Genomic DNA, 3154 nt, shown 5'->3' with positions numbered 1-3154 from the left:
TTGAGACTTCTCATTATTGGCAGCTCTGGCGGTATAGGTTCAGCTTTGGTAAACCTGTTCCTTGCATCCAACACTGAAGCCATTATTTATGCAACTTACCGAACTAACAAACCTGAAATTGATAATGATCGTATTCATTGGTTCAAAATAGACGCATCGTCTGAGCCTGATATTCGGTCACTCGCAGACAGCATTCCGAGACTGGATATACTAATCAATGCAGCTGGATTCCTGCACCTACCGAACACGAAGCCAGAAAAATCTATCAATAAATTTACTCGTGACTTTTTCGACCAGAACATTCATTCAAACGTTCTACCTACTATTTACTTAGCAAAATACTTTTCTACTAAGCTAAAGTCGAAGCATAGAACATACTTCATTTCGCTTTCTGCTCGAATCGGGAGTATAGAAGACAACAAAATCGGTGGATGGATCAGTTATCGATGCTCAAAAGCAGCACTGAACATGGCAATTAAGACCATCAGTATTGAGTGGAGGCATAAATTACCTAACTGTTGTGTACTCGCCTTTCATCCAGGTACCACCGATACTAGTCTATCGAAACCATTTCAAAAAAATGTTCAACCAGATAAGCTGTTTACAGCAGATTATGTAGCTCAATGCCTGCTGGGGATACTAGACACTGCAGCCCCAGCCGACTCAGGAAAGTTCTTTAGTTATGATGGCTCAGAGATACCTTGGTAGCATACAAAACCTCAATACAAAACTAGATAATTACACTACGCCCGGTAGGGAGATGCTCAAGACGATCACCCAGTACACTTTTAAGTAACCCATATGCTTTCTTGCCTGTACAATGGCCCGTGTATAGCTTGTCTATTGGGTAACTTTCCAACTCCCGTCCTATCGCTTTAATCTCATCTTTGGTTCCTCCAATACTATTAAACATAGGCAGACCTACTAGGTGAAAACCACCCACAACCGCCTTAATCCTGGTATTTGGGAAAAGCTCAACTGCAGTATCAACCATATTGAGAACGCCGCTATGAGCACAACCAGTAAAAACCACCAATCCATCATTTTCTTTTATGATCATAAGTAGTTCATGCTCGAATCTATCTGGCTTACAGCCATTCTCTGAGTGAGTAAATAAGTACTTGTTTCCTTTGGGTTGCGCATACTTATTGCTTATTTTTGTCACAACATAAATGTTGGGCAAAATCTCTTTTGTATGGTTAACGAAAATAGCACGTCCCTGCGCTTTTGCTAGCAAGTTCTTATCAATACCAATATCGAGCTTCAAGCCAAAAGCCTTAAAGCTATAATCAATCTCGCCGCACTCCCGTAAATATACCTGAGCTTTAGAGTTACCATCGAGAAAGTGAGTAACACCGTTACAATGGTCATGATGGCGATGAGAGATAACCGCCGCATCTATATCTTGGATTTCAATACCCAACAAAGTGGCATTATCACAAAACGCTTTACTACCCCCTGCATCAAATAATATTTTATGGTCTATGGTCTCAACGTGAAGAGACAACCCTCTTTCAACTACAAGATCGGGCCTGCTTTCTAACCGTGAGTTATCAACTAAAGCTGTAAGTTTCATAATTACCTATTGAGATAGATGGTACAGCAACTCGTATAACGAGTTATTATAACGGTCCCGTGAAATAGACTGAAGTCAGATCACTTGGGTTCATACTTGGCCGCACTATCTCAGTGTGCTCCAGCACCAACCGTGAGATACAGCACCCACGAGCCTTCATGGGGCATGACAGCCTGATGAGGAGCTAACCGAGGCTGCATTACCCGGCTAACAGGTAGAGCAAACGGCAAAGCATTCACAACGATGTCACGATGAATAGTGCGATGCTTTATTGCCATTGCCTGAGGAAGCAAAGAACGGATCAACCTGCATTTCTCCGAACTATAATGACAGCCCTACGATGAACGAATGGCCTGAAATTTCCCGCTCTTGGGGGACGTGGTTACAACCAGATCATAAAGCAGGCTTTTCCCATGCCTAACACTTGCAATAAAGTGCCCCACGATGAATTCACCAAGCGCACTCCAAATCAAAACCGCCGAGTGTAACGGATCACCTTGATTGCTTTGTTATGTTTTTCTACGGTAAATCTCGGAGCTTTCTAGCAGAGATTGCCAGCATAAATACCCTTTTCGGTAATGTCTTTAGTTACCACACTACCTGCTCCTATAACGGCATCTTCACAGATTTTCACCGCAAGCACTGTCGCGTTAGAACCGATCGTTACTCCATCAGCAATAACTGTCCGCCTCCAACTATCTGGATTTGGGTTTGGTTTTCCATCTTTAAACAGATCGTTCGCAAACATAACACCGTGACCAACAAAGCAACCTTTACCAATGGTCACGTATTCACAGATAAAAGTGTGAGATTGGATCTTTGTTCTAGCACCAATTAAAGAGTTTTTCTGAATTTCTACAAAAGGACCTACAAACACATCATCTTCAAGCTCACAACCATATACATTGGCGGGCTCAATGATAGTAACATTTTCACCGCAGGTGACATCGATAACCTGCACTTTCAAAATCCTTGGACTTGCCATTATTTCTCCAAAAACATAACGACCTGCCATAAAACGCCACAAGCCATTGTTAATTTAGCAGCATTAATTCAATCCCATACAAAAACACCCGACACTTAAAATGCCGAGTGTTTGTGGTCGTTTTGATGGCTTTGTTATGCCGATGGGTCTGAGAATGTTGAGCTGATCACAAAGACTTTTACACCACTATAAGAGCACTCCTCCGAAGAAGCCTCATTAGAAGTTATAACCTCAACATCTTCGCCTGACTTAAGTTTAAAAATCACATGATGAACTTGACGATAAATATCATTTGCTATTTTTTCAGACGCTATTAGCCTAACTATAATCTTATCGTGCTCTACTTCATCATCTGTGAAAAATTTATTTTCAGCCAAGTATATATAAGCCATTCTTGGTGCCCAAGAATTTGGATTGTCACATTTTGGACTATTCGATAATGACAGAGATGAGAATAACACTGCAAATAAAAGTAAAAATCTCATGCTATTCCATTGCCTCAATAACAACAAGTTTACGGTCACTACTAGCCCAAATTTTCTCGCGGATTTTCCTAGGTAAAATAATACAGCCACTTGATGCTGTTCCTGGGT

4 protein-coding genes and 1 pseudogene are annotated in these 3154 nt (G+C 41.3%); 1 reads left to right on the top strand and 4 read right to left on the bottom strand.

What is annotated here, in order from left to right:
• Positions 1-708 (top strand): SDR family NAD(P)-dependent oxidoreductase (locus MHN01_RS22275; RefSeq protein WP_239413513.1); only part of this gene is annotated, 708 nt, incomplete at its 5' end.
• Between the two features lie 22 nt (positions 709-730).
• Here MHN01_RS22275 and MHN01_RS22270 read toward each other — a convergent pair.
• The 4 genes and pseudogenes from MHN01_RS22270 to MHN01_RS22255 all read right to left on the bottom strand — a co-directional run.
• Positions 731-1576: an MBL fold metallo-hydrolase gene (locus tag MHN01_RS22270; RefSeq protein ID WP_239413511.1), complete on the bottom strand. Its 846-nt coding sequence runs from the start codon at positions 1574-1576 to the stop codon at positions 731-733.
• Positions 1577-1686: 110 nt separating this feature from the next.
• Positions 1687-1881: a hypothetical protein gene (locus tag MHN01_RS22265; protein WP_239413510.1), complete on the bottom strand. Its 195-nt coding sequence runs from the start codon at positions 1879-1881 to the stop codon at positions 1687-1689.
• Between the two features lie 214 nt (positions 1882-2095).
• Positions 2096-2561 (bottom strand): annotated as a pseudogene (locus MHN01_RS22260) (acyltransferase).
• Between the two features lie 134 nt (positions 2562-2695).
• A partial coding sequence (locus MHN01_RS22255; RefSeq protein ID WP_239413509.1) for a hypothetical protein occupies positions 2696-3154 on the bottom strand: 459 nt, incomplete at its 5' end.

Origin of the sequence: Photobacterium sp. OFAV2-7, from assembly GCF_022347985.1 — a bacterium.
In the GTDB taxonomy this organism is placed as follows: Bacteria; Pseudomonadota; Gammaproteobacteria; order Enterobacterales; family Vibrionaceae; genus Photobacterium.
This window is presented reverse-complemented; position numbering and strand designations above follow the sequence as displayed.